This window comes from Streptomyces sp. NPDC048514 (assembly GCF_043199955.1).
GTDB lineage: Bacteria > Actinomycetota > Actinomycetes > Streptomycetales > Streptomycetaceae > Streptomyces.
In genome coordinates this window covers 68,086-82,770 of record NZ_JBICWT010000016.1, presented here as the reverse complement: position 1 = coordinate 82,770, position 14,685 = coordinate 68,086, and the positions used below count along the sequence as shown (strand labels likewise).

The following is a 14,685-nucleotide window of genomic DNA, read 5'->3' as shown; positions in this document are numbered from 1 at the left end:
CGGGTGACTCGGGGTTCAGGTGGCGGCGGCCGACCGGAAGGGGCGCGCGAAATCGTCCCGGGGGGGCGCACGGAAACGGAGCGACCGGGATACCTGCGTCATGCGCCGATCACGTGCAACCGGGCGACCCACGTGACCGGATCACCGCCGATCACACGCCACCGGGCGACCGGCGCACCCGGGTCATCCGCCGATCTGCATGCCCGCCATCCGCTTCCACTCGTACGGGCCCGTCTTCACCTTCGCCGCGAACTCGCCGTCGAAGGACTCGTGGACGGTGATGCCGGCCTGGGCCACCGCCTGTTCGGCGATCGCCGTGCTCGGTGCCACCAGATCGCCCCAGCCGCCGTCCTCGCCGACGAGCACGATCCGGGCACCGCGCTCGCCGAGATGGGCCACCTGGCCCTCGGCGCCGCCGTGGGCCTTGGAGAAGGCGCCGATCCGCCGGACGAGCTTCGCCACCTGCCGCTCGGACTTGGCGTCTGCCTTCGGGTCAACCTGCTGCGTGTCTGCCATGGCCAGGATGCTACCGACGAGTAGATCGAACGGCGACGGGAGGGGTGCGTGGCCTTGACCACGCACCCCTCCCGCCGGCGCAGAAGGGCGCTATCGCAGGAAGGGGTCCACCGCGACGGCGACGAAGAGGATCGACACGTAGGTGATCGACCAGTGGAAGAGCCGCATCTCCTTCAGCTTGCCCCCGGTCACCTCGGCCTTCGCCCGGTTCTGCAGGCCGTGCGCCTCCCAGAGCCAGAAGCCGCCGGCCGCGAGGGCGACCACGGTGTAGAACCAGCCGGTGTAGCCGAGCGGGGTCAGCAGCAGCGAGACGGCGACCATCACCCAGCTGTAGATGACGATCTGCCGGGCGACCACCTTGTTGGAGGCGATGACCGGCAGCATCGGCACGCCCACGCGCGCGTAGTCCTCCCGCACCTTCATGGACAGCGGCCAGTAGTGCGGCGGGGTCCAGAAGAACATGACGAGGAAGAGGACGACCGGCGCCCAGGACATCGAGTTCGTGACCGAGGACCAGCCGATCAGCACCGGCAGGCACCCGGCGATACCGCCCCAGACGATGTTCTGCGAGGTACGCCGCTTGAGGAGCATCGTGTAGACGACGACGTAGAAAAGGAGCGCCCCGAGTGACAGCCAGGCGCTCAGCCAGTTGACGGTGAGCCCGAACAGCAGCGTCGAGACGACGGCGAGGGTGATGCCGAAGGCCAGGCACTCGCGCGGGCTGACCATGCCGGTCACCAGCGGCCGTTGCGCGGTGCGGTCCATGAGCGCGTCGATGTCCCGGTCGATGTACATGTTCAGCGCGTTGGCGCCACCCGCGGAGAGGTAGCCGCCGACGCAGGTGAGCAGGACCAGCCTCAGGTCGGGCACACCCTGCTGCGCCAGGAACATCACCGGAACGGTGGTGATGAGCAGCAACTCGATGATCCGCGGCTTGGTCAGCGCCACGAACGCCTTGACGCGGGCCCCGAACGGCCGATGAGCCGGGCCCTGGCCCGCATCGCCGAGCGCACCCTCCCCCAGGGCCTTGAAGGCCTGGGAGGTGCCCCCAGGACGGGATTCGACGGCCGTCACGCACACCCCTGACAGAGACATCCCAGCAAGCCCTCCCGTGTGAAGTACCGGTAAAGGCTCGCGCGTACCACGCCACTTTAGACGTTGCCCATACCCCGCCCTTCGCGGGGGTGGGCTCGTGTTGGCGGGCAGCACAGAAGAGGGGTCAAGGGGCTCGATTGAGCAGTCAGATGAGCGGCTCCGTATTCATGTGCCAAATGCCTTGTCGGCCAGTCGGGAGGCGGATCGCACGGAGTCCCGGCAGTCTGGAAACAGTCGAAAAAACGCACGTCCTTACGGGGGTAGGCTCGACAGCGGCCGGCGGGCAGAAGCACGCCGGCGGCCGGGTGGGCGCATGCCCCGAAGACCGGCGACCGACATGTGGAGAGGAGCCCTGACCCAGGGTGAGCACCAAGCCGACCACCACAGACCTTGAGTGGACCGACCTGGACCAGCGGGCCGTGGACACCGCCCGCGTCCTGGCCGCCGACGCCGTACAGAAGGTCGGCAACGGCCATCCCGGTACGGCGATGAGCCTGGCCCCCGCCGCCTACACCCTCTTCCAGAAGGTGATGCGGCACGATCCGGCCGACCCGGAGTGGGTCGGCCGCGACCGCTTCGTGCTGTCCGCCGGCCACTCGTCCCTGACCCTCTACACGCAGCTCTACCTGGCCGGCTTCGGCCTGGAGCTGGAGGACCTGGAGTCCTTCCGCACCTGGGGATCGAAGACCCCGGGCCACCCGGAGTACGGGCACACCAGGGGCGTCGAGACCACCACCGGCCCGCTGGGCCAGGGCGTGGCCAACGCGGTGGGCATGGCGATGGCAGCCCGCTACGAGCGCGGTCTGTTCGACCCGGAGGCCCCTCAGGGCGAGTCCCCCTTCGACCACTTCGTCTTCTGCATCGCCGGTGACGGCTGCCTGCAGGAGGGCATCTCCGCCGAGGCGTCCTCGCTGGCCGGCCACCAGAAGCTGGGCAACCTGGTCCTGCTGTGGGACGACAACCACATCTCGATCGAGGGCGACACCGAGACGGCCGTCTCCGAGGACACCGTCAAGCGGTACGAGGCCTACGGCTGGCACGTCCAGCGCGTGGCCGCCAAGGAGGACGGCGACCTGGACCCGGAGGCGATCTTCGCCGCGATCCAGGAGGCCAAGCGGGTCACCGACCGGCCGTCCTTCATCGCGATGCGCTCGATCATCGCCTGGCCGGCCCCGAACGCCCAGAACACCGAGGCCGCGCACGGCTCGGCGCTGGGCGAGGAGGAGGTCGCGGCCACCAAGCGCGTCCTCGGCTTCGACCCCGAGAAGTCCTTCCAGGTCGACGACGAGGTGCTCGCCCACACCCGCGGCGCCCTCGACCGGGGCCGCCGGGCCAAGGCCGAGTGGGACAAGCCCTTCCAGGCATGGCGGGAGGCGAACCCCGAGCGCGCCGCCGAGTACGACCGCATCAGCAAGGGCGAGCTGCCCACCGGCTGGGAGGAGAAGCTCCCGATCTTCGAGCCGGGCAAGGCGGTCGCCACGCGAGCCGCCTCCGGCAAGGTGCTGCAGGCGCTCGGCGCGGTCATCCCCGAGCTGTGGGGCGGCTCCGCCGACCTCGCCGGGTCGAACAACACCACGATCGACAAGGACAGCTCCTTCCTCCCCGAGGGCAACCCGCTGCCCGAGGCCAACCCGTACGGGCGCACGATCCACTTCGGTATCCGCGAGCACTCCATGGGCGCGGAGCTGAACGGCATCACGCTGCACGGCAACACCCGGGTCTACGGCGGCACGTTCCTCGTCTTCTCCGACTACATGCGCAACGCGGTGCGCCTGTCGGCCCTGATGCACCTGCCGGTGACGTACGTGTGGACGCACGACTCCATCGGTCTCGGCGAGGACGGCCCCACCCACCAGCCGGTCGAGCACCTGGCCTCGCTGCGCGCCATCCCGGGCCTGAACGTCGTCCGCCCGGCGGACGCCAACGAGACCGCGATCGCCTGGCGCGAGGTTCTCGGGCGGTACACGAAGGAGTTCGGCAAGGGCCAGCCGCACGGCTTCGCCCTGACCCGCCAGGGTGTGCCGGCCTACGAGCCGAACGAGGACGCCGCCCGCGGTGGCTACGTCCTCTTCGAGGCCGAGGGCGGCGAGGCGCAGGTCGTGCTGATCGCGACCGGTTCCGAGGTGCACGTGGCCGTCGAGGCCCGTGAGCGGCTCCAGGCCGAGGGCGTCCCCACCCGGGTGGTGTCGATGCCGTGCGTGGAGTGGTTCGAGCAGCAGGACCAGGGGTACCGGGAATCCGTGCTGCCGCCGTCCCTGAAGGCCCGTGTCGCCGTGGAGGCGGGCATCGGGCTGACCTGGCACAAGTACGTGGGGGACGCCGGCCGCATCGTTTCCCTGGAGCACTTCGGTGCTTCCGCCGACGGCAAGGTGCTCTTCCGCGAGTTCGGCTTCACTGCCGAGAACGTGGCCGCCAAGGCCCGGGAATCCATCGCCGCCGCCCAGCGCTGACGCTCACATACGACACGTAGGAGATGTAATTCCATGACAGACGCACTCAAGCGCCTCTCCGAAGAAGGCGTCGCGATCTGGCTGGACGACCTGTCGCGCAAGCGGATCACGTCCGGCAACCTCGCCGAGCTGATCGACCAGCAGCACGTCGTGGGCGTCACCACCAACCCGACGATCTTCCAGAAGGCGATCTCGCAGGGCGACGGCTACGACCAGCAGGTCTCCGACCTCGCCGCCCGCAAGGTCACCGTCGAAGAGGCCATCCGCATGATCACCACGGCGGACGTCCGCGACGCCGCCGACATCCTGCGCCCCGTCTTCGACGCCACCGGCGGCAAGGACGGACGGGTCTCCATCGAGGTCGACCCGCGCCTCGCGCACAACGAGAAGGCGACCGTCGCCGAGGCCCGGCAGCTGGCCTGGCTCGTCGACCGCCCGAACACCCTCATCAAGATCCCGGCCACGATGGCGGGCATCCCGGCGATCACGCAGGTCATCGGCCTCGGCATCAGCGTCAACGTCACGCTGATCTTCTCCCTGGAGCGGTACCGGGCCGTCATGGACGCGTACCTCTCCGGCCTCGAGAAGGCCAAGGAGCGCGGCCTGGACCTGTCGAAGATCCACTCGGTGGCGTCCTTCTTCGTGTCCCGTGTGGACACCGAGATCGACAAGCGCCTGAACGAGATCGGCACCGACGAGGCCGCGGCGCTGCGCGGCAAGGCGGCCGTGGCCAACGCGCGTCTCGCCTACCAGGCGTACGAGGAGGTCTTCTCCTCCGACCGCTGGAACGCGCTGGAGAAGGCGGGCGCCAACAAGCAGCGTCCGCTGTGGGCGTCGACCGGCGTGAAGGACCCGGCCTACCCGGACACCATGTACGTCACCGAGCTGGTCGCGCCGAACACGGTGAACACCATGCCGGAGGCCACGCTGGAGGCCACCGAGGACCACGGCGAGATCACCGGCAACACGATCGCCGGTACCTACGAGAAGGCCCGCGCCGACCTCGACGCCCTGGAGAACCTCGGGGTCTCGTACGACGACGTGGTCCGGGTGCTGGAGGAGGAGGGCGTCGAGAAGTTCGAGGCGTCCTGGAACGACCTGCTGAAGTCGACCCAGGCGGAGCTCGAGCGCCTTGCCCCCTCGGAGGGCTGATTTGTCACCCGTTTCCGGTTCCGGAGCCAACCCGCTTCGTGACCCGGCCGACCGACGGCTCCCGCGCATCGCGGGGCCGTCCGGTCTGGTCATCTTCGGCGTCACGGGCGATCTGTCCCGCAAGAAGCTGATGCCCGCGGTGTACGACCTCGCCAACCGGGGTCTGCTGCCGCCGGGCTTCTCGCTGGTGGGCTTCGCCCGCCGCGACTGGGAGCACGAGGACTTCGCCGAGGTCGTGCACGACGCGGTCAAGGAGCACTCGCGCACGCCGTTCCGCGAGGAGGTCTGGCAGCAGCTCATCCAGGGGATGCGCTTCGTCCAGGGCACCTTCGACGACGACGAGGCCTTCGAGCGGCTGCGCGCGACCATCGACGAGCTGGACAAGGCCCAGGGCACGGGCGGCAACTTCGCCTTCTACCTGTCGGTGCCCCCCGGCGCCTTCCCGGTGGTCATCCAGCAGCTGAAGAAGCACGGCCTGGCCGACCAGTCGGGCGGTTCCTGGCGGCGCGCGGTCATCGAGAAGCCGTTCGGCCACGACCTGAAGTCGGCCGAGGAGCTGAACAAGGTCGTGCACGAGGTGTTCGAACCGGACCAGGTGTTCCGGATCGACCACTACCTCGGCAAGGAGACCGTCCAGAACATACTGGCGCTGCGCTTCGCGAACACGATGTTCGAGCCGATCTGGAACCGGTCCTTCGTGGACCACGTGCAGATCACCATGGCCGAGGACATCGGCATCGGCGGCCGGGCCGGCTACTACGACGGCATCGGCGCCGCCCGTGACGTCATCCAGAACCACCTGCTCCAGCTCATGGCCCTCACCGCCATGGAGGAGCCCGCCTCGTTCTCCGCGGACGCGCTGGCCGCGGAGAAGGAGAAGGTGCTCGGCGCGGTGCGGCTGCCCGACGACCTCGGCCGGCACAGTGTGCGCGGCCAGTACGCGGCCGGGTGGCAGGGCGGCGAGAAGGTCGTCGGCTACCTCGAGGAGGAGGGCATCGACCCGGGGTCGAAGACCGACACCTACGCCGCGGTCAAGGTGGAGATCGACAACCGCCGCTGGGCGGGCGTCCCCTTCTACCTGCGCACCGGCAAGCGGCTGGGCCGCCGGGTCACCGAGATCGCGGTCGTCTTCCAGCGGGCCCCGCACTCCCCCTTCGACCACACGGCGACGGAGGAACTGGGCCAGAACGCGATCGTCATCCGCGTCCAGCCGGACGAGGGCATCACGGTCCGCTTCGGCTCCAAGGTGCCGGGCACCTCGATGGAGATCCGGGACGTCTCCATGGACTTCGCCTACGGCGAGTCGTTCACGGAGTCCAGCCCGGAGGCGTACGAGCGCCTGATCCTGGACGTGCTGCTCGGCGACGCCAACCTCTTCCCGCGCACGGAGGAGGTCGAGCTGTCCTGGAAGATCCTCGACCCGATCGAGCACTACTGGGACAAGCACGGCAGGCCGGCCCAGTACAAGTCGGGCACCTGGGGCCCCGCCGAGGCGGACGAGATGCTCGCACGAGACGGACGGAGCTGGCGCCGGCCATGAAGATGGACCTGACCGACACCACTGCCGGCGAAATCAACAAGGCGCTCGTCAGGGGCCGCCGGGCCATCGGCACACCCGCCGTCGGCATGGTCCTGACCCTCGTCATCGTCACCGACGAGGAGAACGCCTACGACTCGCTGAAGGCCGCCAACGACGCCTCGCGCGAGCACCCCTCGCGCACGCTCGTGGTCATCAAGCGGGTCTCCCGAGGCCCGCGCGACCGCACGTCCTCGCGTCTCGACGCCGAGGTGCGGGTGGGCGCGGACGCGGGCACGGGCGAGACGGTCGTGCTCCGGCTGTACGGCGAGGTGGTCGACCAGGCCGACTCGGTCGTCCTGCCGCTGCTGCTGCCGGACGCGCCGGTGGTCGTGTGGTGGCCGGTGAACTCTCCGCCGGACCCGGCGAAGGACCCGCTGGGCGCGCTCGCCCAGCGCCGGGTCACCGACACCTACACCGCCGAGCAGCCGGTGCGGGAGCTGTCCGCCCGCGCCGAGGCCTACACGCCCGGCGACACCGACCTGTCCTGGACCCGGATCACGCCGTGGCGTTCGATGCTCGCGGCGGCCCTGGACCAGGTCACCTGCGAGGTGAAGGCCGTCGAGGTGGAGGGCGAGGAGTTCAACCCGAGCTGCGAGCTGCTGGCGATGTGGCTGGCGGACCGGCTGGACGTGCCGGTGCGGCGGTCGCTGTCGCCCGGACCGGGGCTGACGGCCGTCCGGATGGACACCACCTGCGGCCCGATCGCCCTGGACCGGGCGGACGGATCGCTGGCGACGCTGTCCATCGAGGGGCAGCCACCCCGCGCCGTGGCGCTCAACCGGCGGGACACCGCCGAGCTGATCGCGGAGGAGCTGCGCCGGCTCGACCCGGACGACACCTACGCGTCGGCGCTGCGTTACGGCGTGGATCGGCTGCACACCGTCCCGGAGCAGCAGTCCGAGAGCGCTGGGCCGGGGGCCGCCGAGGCCGTCGGGCCGGGTGCCGGGGCCGAGCCGGAGCCGGTCGAGGAGGCCGCGAAGGCACCCGCGAAGAAGGCCGCGGCCAAGACGGCGAAGAAGGCACCGGCGAGGAAGGCAGCGGCGAAGTGAGCACTCCGCAGTTGGTCGTCCACCACGACAAGGAACTGATGGCGCAGGCCGCCGCGGCCCGCCTCATCACGAAGATCGTGGACGCGCAGGCCTCCCGGGGTACCGCGTCCGTGGTCCTCACGGGCGGCCGCAACGGCAACGGCCTGCTGGCCGCGCTGGCGGCGGCCCCCGCCCGGGACGCCGTCGACTGGGGCCGCCTCGACCTGTGGTGGGGCGACGAGCGTTTCCTGCCCGAGGGCGATCCCGAGCGCAATGTCACGCAGGCCCGCGAGGCCCTGCTGGACTCCGTGCCGCTGGACCCGGAGCGCGTGCACGCCATGCCCGCCTCCGACGGCCCGTACGGCGCGGACGTCGAGGCCGCCGCGGAAGCCTACGCGGCGGAACTGGCGAAGGCCTCCGGGCCGGAGAACCACGGCTCGGTCCCGACGTTCGACGTGCTGATGCTGGGCGTCGGGCCGGACACCCATGTGGCCTCGCTCTTCCCGGAGCTGCCGGCCGTACGGGAGACCGAGCGCACGGTGGTCGGTGTGCACGGCGCGCCGAAGCCGCCGCCCACCCGCATCTCGCTCACCCTCCCGGCGATCCGCTCGGCCCGCGAGGTGTGGCTGCTCGCGGCCGGGGAGGACAAGGCCGAGGCCGCGGCCATCGCCCTGTCGGGCGCGGGCGAGATCCAGGCCCCGGCGGCGGGCGCGTACGGCCGGCAGCGCACACTGTGGTTGCTGGACGCGGCGGCGGCCTCGCAGCTGCCGCGTTCGCTGTATCCGCCGGCTTCGCCCTGAGGCACATCCGACGCAGGCGGCGGGGAGTTGCTCCCCGCCGCTTCGTCATCTCCCCACTCCCCCCTCCCCATCAGGCAGTTCACACTTCCTGCACCATACGGCCACATGCCGTCCATGCTTTGTGTAAGCTCCTGCCGCTCCATCCGCACCATCGAGGGGGGACCTCATGCGCATACGCTTCGCCCTGGCCGCCGGCGCCGTCACGGCCGCAACGCTCGCCGTCGTCGTCGCGAGCCCGGCCCAGGCCACCGAGTACTCGTCGTCCTTGAAGATCAAGGGCGTCCAGTACGACGCACCAGGCCGGGACTCCAACAACTGCCGTACGGGCAACAGCAAGAGCGAGTACCTGACGGTCAAGAACTACTCGCGCACGGCGACGGTGAACCTGAAGGGGTACGTCGTCAAGGACGCCACCGGCAACCGGTTCACCTTCGCCGCCGACCACTACCTCCAGCCCGGCGACTACGTCCAGCTGCGCGGGGGCCACGGCACGGACTCGGACGCCAAGAACGTCGTCTACCGCCAGAACTGCAACTTCATCTGGAACAACGACAAGGACACCGTCTACCTGTACAAGCCGTCCGGCGCCCACGCCGACACCCACGCCTACACCAAGTCCCACGACGACCGCGACGGCAACGGCTACATCGCCTACCACGGCTGACGCCACGGGCCGGGCTCGGTCACTTGACCGAGCCCGCCATCACTCCCTGGACGAAGTGCCGCTGGAAGGCGAAGAACACCGCCACCGGGACGATGAGGGACAGGAAGGCGCCGGGCGCCAGGACGTCGATGTTGCTGCCGAACTGGCGGATCTGGGACTGGAGTTCCACGGTCAGCGGCTGGGACGAGCTGTCGGCGAAGAGCAGCGCGACCAGCATGTCGTTCCAGACCCACAGGAACTGGAAGATGGCGAGCGAGGCGATGGCCGGGCGGCCCACCGGCAGCACGAGGCGCGTGAAGATGCGCCATTCGCTGCCGCCGTCCATCCGCGCCGCCTCCAGCATCTCCTTCGGTATCTCGGCGAAGTAGTTGCGCAGCAGGAACACCGCGAACGGCAGCCCGTAGGCCACGTGGAACAGGACGACGCCGGGGATGGTGCCGAACAGGCCGAGCTGCCCGAAGAGTTTGGCCACGGGCAGCAGACCGATCTGCACCGGCACCACCAGCAGGGCCACCACCAGCAGGAACAGGGGCTCCCGCAAGGGGAAGTCCAGCCAGGCGAAGGCGTATCCGGCGAGCGCCGCGATCACCACGACCAGGGTGGTCGCCGGCACCGAGATCAGCACGGTGTTCCAGAAGGCGTGGGTGATACCGGAGTTCTTCAGCAACGCCGAGTAGTTGTCGAAGGACAATTGCCCGGGGCCGGCCAGGGCCGTCCACCAGCCGCCCTTCGCGGTGTCCTGCGCCGACCGCATGGAGGACAGGAACAGTCCGGCCAGCGGCGTCAGCCAGACCAGGCCGAGCACCACCAGGAAGGCCTGCACCAGGGCGTTGCCCAGACCTCGCCGAACCGCGTTCATCGCTGACTCCTCATCGCTGACCTCATCGCTGACTCTGTCGGAAACGGCGGACGTTGAAGACCATCGCGGGGATCACCAGGAGCAGCAGGAGCACGCCGAGGGCGCTGCCGAGTCCCTGGTTGTTGCCGCCGCCGAAGGACACGAGCCACATCTGGGTGGCGAGGACGGTGGCGTCCTCCTGCACCGGGCCGGGCGCGATGATGTAGACGAGGTCGAAGACCTTCATCACGTTGATCACGAGGGTCACGAAGACCACCGTGAGCACGGGCGCGAGCAGCGGGACCGTGATCCGGCGGAAGATCTGCCACTCGTTCGCGCCGTCCATCCGGGCCGCCTCCAGCGTGTCCCGGGGCAGCGTGGAGAGGCCGGCGCCGATCAGCACCATCGCGAATCCCGTCCAGATCCACAGGTACGCCCCGATGATCGCCGGGGTGACGAGGGCCGGACCGAGCCAGGAGACGCCCTGGTAGGGCGCGGCGAAGTTGGCGGCGGGCAGCTTCACCGTGTAGGAGCCCTGGTCGAGCCCCTGGATGCGGAAGGAGCCGTCGGCCGCGGTCGTCGTGCTCGCGACCGTCTTCCCGTCCCGCACCGCCTCGACCTTCATGCCGGGCAGCCCGCTCTCCCGCCGGTCGACCTTGCCCTGCCTGCCTCCGCCGCCGGGTGTGAAGTCCAGCCAGACGACACCGCGCAGCTCGTCGGCGGCGGCTTTCGCGCCGGCCGCGGGATACGCGGGCGACGCGTCCCCGGGCAGGTCCGCCGGCAGGACGCCGACCATGGGAAGCGTCACCGGGCGGCCCGTCGCCGCGGTCGTGCCGTAGGAGCCGTCCCGGTCCTGGGTCACCAGGCCCTGGCGTCCCCGGGCCGTCGGATACGCCGGTGTCCCGGTGAAGGCGTCGTGGACGGAGACGACGGCCGCGTTCAGCACGCCCTTGTCCGGGTCCTGGTCGTAGGCGAGGCGGAAGATGATGCCGGCGGCGAGGAAGGACACCGCCATCGGCATGAAGAGGAGCAGCTTGAACGCCGTGGCCCAGCGGACCTTCTCCACCAGGACGGCCAGGATCAGACCGAGACCGGTGAGCAGGGCCGGGGCCACGACCACCCAGATGGTGGTGTTGCGGACGGCCTTCAGCGTGGCCGGGTCCCGGAACATCTCGGCGTAGTTGTCGCCGCCGACGAACCGGGCGCCGGAGGCGTCGAAGAAGCTTCGGCCGACGGAGAACAGCACCGGGTAGACGACGAGGGCGCCGAGCAGGAGCAGCGCGGGGAAGACGAAGAGCAGGGCGCCGAGCCGGGCGCGCCGCCGGCCGCGGCGCCCGCGCGGCGCGCCGGCGGCCTGCCGGCCCGCCTGCTTCTTCTCGAGTGTGGTGACGGTCATGGTGCTGCCGCTCAGTCCTGGTAGGACTTGGCCGCCGCGGCTTCGAGCTTCGCCGCGGTGCCCTTCGGGTCCGACGGGTCGCGCAGGAAGTCCTGCAGCAGCTTCCACTCGCCGGCGCCCTTGGTGCCGCCGAAGGCCGCGGGCGCCTGGTCGGACATGTCGAAGCGGACCGAATCACCGGCGCCGACGAGGGACTTGGCGGTGGCGCGGGTGACGTCGTCGCCGTACTGGTCGAGGCCGAGCTTCTTGTTCGGGGACAGGAAGCCGCCCGCCTTCGCCCACACGCCGGCCGCCTCCGGGGTGGCCAGGTACTCCAGGAGCTTCATACCGGCCTTGCCGTTCTTGGCGTCCTTGAGGACGACCGCCGCGTCACCGCCGCTGACGACCGGTGCGCGGCCCCCGTCGACCGCGGGGAAGGGGAAGAAGTTCGCGTCCTTGCCGATCGACTTCCCGTACTGGTCGTGGGCGACCCCGGCGACGAAGTCGCCCTCGTAGACCATGCCGGCCTCGGGCTTGGGGCCGAAGACCTTCTCCACCGAGCCGGGGAAGTCGGTGTCCAGGGCCCCCTTCGAGCCACCGGCGACGAGCTGCTTGTCCTTGAAGAGCTTGCCGAGGGTGGTGAGCGCCTTCACCACGCTGGGGTCGGTCCACGGCAGCTTGTGGGCGGCGAGGGCGTCGTACTTCTCGGGGCCGGCCTGGGAGAGGTAGACGTTCTCGAACCAGTCGGTGAGGGTCCAGCCGTCCTCTCCGGCCACCGAGAAGGCGGCGAGACCGGAGTCGGAGACCGTGTGCCCGGCCTTCAGCAGCTCGCCGTAGGTCTTCGGCGGCTGGACCCCGGCCTGGGTGAGCGCCTCGGGGCTGTACCAGACGGTGGACTTGTGGGCGGCCTTGAAGTAGAGGCCGTAGAGGGTGCCGTCGACGCTGCCGTACTTCTTCCAGACGGGCGCGTACCCGGCGTCCACGGACTTCTCGGTGGCGGTGGACAGCGGCTTCAGCCAGCCCTTCTTCGCGAACTGCTGCAACACGCCGACCTGCGGGACCATCACCACGTCGGGTGCGTTCCCGCCCTCGATCTTGCTGCCGACGACGGTGGAGACGTTGTCACCGGTGGACACGAACCGGGTCTTGGCGCCGGTCTTCTCGGTGAAGGCGTCCAGCACCTTCTGGAAGTTCTTCAGCTCGCTGCCGGTCCAGACGCCGGCCACGGTGACCGTCTGGCCGCCGAGCGCCTTGTCACCGCCGCCCGCGGAGACCGGGCCGCCGCCGCAGGCGGTGGCGCAGAGGGCCAGGGTGACCGCGGTGCAGGCGGTGAGCAGGGTCGTACGTCGTCGCATCATCGTCGATGTCCCTTCGAGGGGTGGTTGTTGACGGCGGATCAGAGGTCGTTCAGCCACCAGGCCGCCGTGGAGCCGGGCAGGACGCCGGGCGGGCAGGGGCCGCTGGCGAGCAGGGGGGTGCCGGAGACCGGCGCGGGGGAGGGTGCGGTCCCGAAGTTGACGGCGCAGACGAGTCCGTCGCCGCGCACGAAGCCGAGGACGCCGGGCTGGGTGTCCAGCCAGCGCAGCGTGCCCTCGCCCAGCTGGGGCAGGGAGTGCCGCAGCTGGAGTCCGTCGCGGTACAGGTGCCAGAAGGAGCGGGTGTCGGCGAGGGCGCGGTCGGTGGCGTACTCGGCGAAGTACTCGGGCTGCGGCAGCCACGGCTTGGCGCCCTCCGCGCCGGAGGTGAAGCCGAACGGGGAGGCCTGCCCGGACCAGGGCAGCGGCACCCGGCAGCCGTCGCGGATGCGGGCGCGGCTGCCGGTGCGGTGGAAGATCGGGTCGGTCAGCACGTCGTCGGGCAGGTCGACGACCTCCGGCAGCCCCAGCTCCTCGCCCTGGTAGATGTACGCGGCCCCGGGCAGCGCCAGCATCAGCAGGGCGGCGGCCCGGGCGCGGGCGGGGCCGAGGCCGCTGCCCTCGACGGCGGGTTCGCCGTACCGGGTGACGGTGCGGACCTGGTCGTGGTTGTTGAGGACCCAGGTGACGGTCGAGCCGGTGCCGGCTATGTCCTGCATGGCCTCGGTGATGACCTTGCGGAAGGCCTCGGCGTCCCAGGGGGCGCCGAGCAGGTCGAAGAAGAAGGCCTGGTGGAGTTCGTCGGGGCGGACGTAGCGAGCGTGTTCGCGGGCGGTGGGGACGGAGACCTCGCCGACGAGGAGGCGTTCGCGGCCGTCCCGGGCGGTGTACTCCTCGCAGGTGGCGCGCCACTGCCGCCACACGTCGTGCACCTCGGGCCGGTTCCAGGCCAGCGGGTTGACGGAGTCGCGGGTGCGGGCGTCGGCCTCGGGGTCGTCGGAGTCGGGCAGCTCGGGGTGCTTGTACAGCCCGGCCGCCACATCGATCCGGAAGCCGTCCACGCCGCGGTCGAGCCAGAACCGCAGGACGCGGTCGAACTCCGCGGGTATCTCCGGTTCCCGCCAGTTCCAGTCGGGCTGCTCGGGCGTGAACATGTGCAGGTACCACTGGCCCGGGCGGCCGTCGGGCTCCGTGACCCGGGTCCAGGCCGGGCCGCCGAACATGGCGTGCCAGTTGTTGGGCGGTTCGGCGCCCTCGGGGCCGCGGCCGTCGGCGAAGTGGAAGCGGGCGCGGGCCGGGCTGCCGGGTGCGCCGGCCAGGGCCTCGCGGAACCACGGGTGCTCGCTGGAGCAGTGGTTGGGGACGATGTCGAGGAGCACCTTGATGCCGAGCCGCCGGGCGGCGGCCATGAGCAGGCCGAACTCGTCGAGGTCGCCGAAGACCGGGTCGACGCCGCGGTAGTCGGCCACGTCGTAGCCGTGGTCGTGCTGCGGCGAGGGGTAGAACGGGCTCAGCCAGATGCCGTCGACGCCGAGCTTCTTCAGGTACGGCAGGCCGGCCCGGACGCCGGCCAGGTCGCCGATGCCGTCGCCGGTGCTGTCCAGGAAGCTGCGGACGTACACCTGGTAGATCACCGCGTCGCGCCACCAATGTTGCCTGTTCAACCCTGTGGACCTGTCTCTGAGGGGGGCTGTTGTGCATGCATGTTAGGTAGGCGTCGCGCACAGGTGTCAATGAAATGAACGGAAGCTACCGGCTGGTCATCCTCTGGAATCAGGGCATTTCAGAACAAGGCAACCGCAGTCGTGATGGTGGCGTTACTTAACACGTAAC

The 14,685-nt window shown here is 70.3% G+C and carries 12 protein-coding genes; 6 read left to right on the top strand and 6 right to left on the bottom strand.

Annotated features, from left to right (window positions below):
• Positions 1–183 precede the first annotated feature (183 nt).
• A complete protein-coding gene (locus ACGFT2_RS31265; RefSeq protein WP_393284812.1) occupies positions 184–516 on the bottom strand; it encodes a hypothetical protein in 333 nt (110 codons plus the stop codon).
• A 90-nt stretch (positions 517–606) separates the two neighbouring features.
• A complete protein-coding gene (locus ACGFT2_RS31260) occupies positions 607–1,596 on the bottom strand; it encodes a heme o synthase (RefSeq protein WP_393285152.1) in 990 nt (329 codons plus the stop codon).
• Positions 1,597–1,973: 377 nt separating this feature from the next.
• Here ACGFT2_RS31260 and tkt point away from each other — a divergent pair, with 377 nt between their 5' ends.
• From tkt to ACGFT2_RS31230, 6 genes are all read left to right on the top strand, one after another.
• Positions 1,974–4,061 carry a transketolase gene (gene tkt, locus ACGFT2_RS31255; RefSeq protein ID WP_393284810.1) on the top strand — a complete coding sequence of 696 codons (2,088 nt, stop codon included), beginning with the start codon at positions 1,974–1,976 and terminating at the stop codon, positions 4,059–4,061.
• A 33-nt stretch (positions 4,062–4,094) separates the two neighbouring features.
• Positions 4,095–5,213, top strand: a complete 1,119-nt coding sequence (gene tal / locus ACGFT2_RS31250) for a transaldolase (RefSeq protein ID WP_393284808.1) — start codon at positions 4,095–4,097, stop codon at positions 5,211–5,213.
• Between the two features lies 1 nt (position 5,214).
• Complete coding sequence (gene zwf / locus ACGFT2_RS31245; RefSeq protein ID WP_393284805.1) at positions 5,215–6,753, top strand: glucose-6-phosphate dehydrogenase; 1,539 nt, start codon at positions 5,215–5,217, stop codon at positions 6,751–6,753.
• A complete protein-coding gene (gene opcA, locus ACGFT2_RS31240; protein WP_393284802.1) occupies positions 6,750–7,841 on the top strand; it encodes a glucose-6-phosphate dehydrogenase assembly protein OpcA in 1,092 nt (363 codons plus the stop codon). Before zwf ends, opcA begins: the two co-directional genes overlap by 4 nt.
• Complete coding sequence (gene pgl, locus ACGFT2_RS31235) at positions 7,838–8,620, top strand: 6-phosphogluconolactonase (RefSeq protein ID WP_393284799.1); 783 nt, start codon at positions 7,838–7,840, stop codon at positions 8,618–8,620. Before opcA ends, pgl begins: the two co-directional genes overlap by 4 nt.
• Positions 8,621–8,786: 166 nt before the next feature.
• Positions 8,787–9,284 carry a lamin tail domain-containing protein gene (locus ACGFT2_RS31230; protein WP_393284797.1) on the top strand — a complete coding sequence of 166 codons (498 nt, stop codon included), beginning with the start codon at positions 8,787–8,789 and terminating at the stop codon, positions 9,282–9,284.
• 19 nt (positions 9,285–9,303) lie between these two features.
• Here the strand turns inward: ACGFT2_RS31230 and ACGFT2_RS31225 are convergent, their stop codons facing one another.
• Genes ACGFT2_RS31225 through ACGFT2_RS31210 form a run of 4 tightly spaced genes read right to left on the bottom strand, consistent with a single transcriptional unit; the run spans position 9,304 to position 14,516 of the window.
• On the bottom strand, positions 9,304–10,143 hold the full coding sequence (locus ACGFT2_RS31225) for a carbohydrate ABC transporter permease (protein ID WP_393284794.1): 840 nt from the start codon (positions 10,141–10,143) through the stop codon (positions 9,304–9,306).
• A 22-nt stretch (positions 10,144–10,165) separates the two neighbouring features.
• Entirely contained in the window at positions 10,166–11,518 is a 1,353-nt protein-coding gene (locus tag ACGFT2_RS31220; RefSeq protein ID WP_393284791.1) for an ABC transporter permease subunit, read from the bottom strand.
• Positions 11,519–11,529: 11 nt separating this feature from the next.
• Positions 11,530–12,855, bottom strand: coding sequence for an ABC transporter substrate-binding protein (locus tag ACGFT2_RS31215; RefSeq protein ID WP_393284788.1), 1,326 nt, complete (start codon positions 12,853–12,855; stop codon positions 11,530–11,532).
• Positions 12,856–12,893: 38 nt separating this feature from the next.
• Complete coding sequence (locus ACGFT2_RS31210; protein ID WP_393284785.1) at positions 12,894–14,516, bottom strand: glycoside hydrolase family 13 protein; 1,623 nt, start codon at positions 14,514–14,516, stop codon at positions 12,894–12,896.
• Between the last annotated feature and the right edge of the window lie 169 nt (positions 14,517–14,685).

Coding starts and splice junctions, on each gene's coding strand:
- ACGFT2_RS31220 (WP_393284791.1), bottom strand. CDS start 11,518: ATGACCGTCACCACACTCGAGAAGAAGCAGGCGGGCCGGCAGGCCGCC.
- tal (WP_393284808.1), top strand. CDS start 4,095: ATGACAGACGCACTCAAGCGCCTCTCCGAAGAAGGCGTCGCGATCTGG.
- opcA (WP_393284802.1), top strand. CDS start 6,750: ATGAAGATGGACCTGACCGACACCACTGCCGGCGAAATCAACAAGGCG.
- ACGFT2_RS31265 (WP_393284812.1), bottom strand. CDS start 516: ATGGCAGACACGCAGCAGGTTGACCCGAAGGCAGACGCCAAGTCCGAG.
- ACGFT2_RS31230 (WP_393284797.1), top strand. CDS start 8,787: ATGCGCATACGCTTCGCCCTGGCCGCCGGCGCCGTCACGGCCGCAACG.
- ACGFT2_RS31225 (WP_393284794.1), bottom strand. CDS start 10,143: ATGAACGCGGTTCGGCGAGGTCTGGGCAACGCCCTGGTGCAGGCCTTC.
- ACGFT2_RS31215 (WP_393284788.1), bottom strand. CDS start 12,855: ATGATGCGACGACGTACGACCCTGCTCACCGCCTGCACCGCGGTCACC.